The following is a 788-nucleotide window of genomic DNA, read 5'->3' on the forward strand; positions in this document are numbered from 1 at the left end:
GTAAGCTTCCGGAGTGAGACGCCTTGTTGATTTTATGATGTGGTGATGTGTTCTGTTCATGACAGAGCAATCAGAACAGAATGATGCTTGTGTCGCAGCGACATTCGCTGCGACACAAGCATCGCGAGCCCTTCATCCGGTTATTGAAATTGTTGGCGAACGGCGCCGGGCCTATGATGACGCGTTCAGACGTCGGGTTGTGCTGGCTTCTTATGAAACTGGTCAGTCAGTCCGTGCTGTTGCGCGCCAGTTTGGTGTCCACATCAGCGTCGTTTACCGATGGCGTCAGAGACTGGATTTCGTAAACCCGTCTGCGAAAGAGCAGCTTTCTTTTGTGCCGGTTCATATGACATCCCCTGTTGAAGGGCTGGGAGGAGACCAGTCCTGCGGGAGTGGACATGAAGCCAGCATTATTTTTCCTGGTGGCGAGAAGCTGATGGTTGACAGCCGGATCGCGATTGAAGATCTGAGGAAACTCCTTCAGGTTTTACGCTCATGATCCCTCTTCCCTCTGGTCTGAAGATATGGCTGGCGGCAGGTGCGACAGACATGCGCCTTGGCATGCCCGGTCTGGCGCTGAGGGTTCAACAGTTTCTGGGGAGAGACCCCTATGCTGGTGATGTTTTTGTCTTTCGTGGCCGACGCGGCGATCTGGTGAAACTGATCTGGCATGACGGGATTGGAGTGTCCCTCTATGCAAAACGGATTGAACGTGGGTATTTCATCTGGCCCTCGGCAAAGGACGGGGCCATCCATCTGAGTGCGTCACAATTAAGTTGTCTGCTCGA

The 788-nt window shown here is 53.3% G+C and carries 2 protein-coding genes; both read left to right on the forward strand.

What is annotated here, in order from left to right; translation table 11 throughout:
* Window positions 1-58 precede the first annotated feature (58 nt).
* The gene (gene tnpA / locus AD944_RS00140; RefSeq protein WP_045543142.1) at window positions 59-499 is read left to right on the forward strand and encodes an IS66-like element accessory protein TnpA; all 441 of its coding nucleotides are present in this window, start codon (window positions 59-61) and stop codon (window positions 497-499) included.
* Window positions 496-788: IS66 family insertion sequence element accessory protein TnpB (tnpB, locus tag AD944_RS00145; protein ID WP_045543141.1), on the forward strand; the 293-nt coding region annotated here is incomplete at its 3' end. The genes tnpA and tnpB, both read left to right, overlap by 4 nt.

This window comes from Acetobacter tropicalis, from assembly GCF_001580915.1.
GTDB lineage: Bacteria > Pseudomonadota > Alphaproteobacteria > Acetobacterales > Acetobacteraceae > Acetobacter > Acetobacter tropicalis.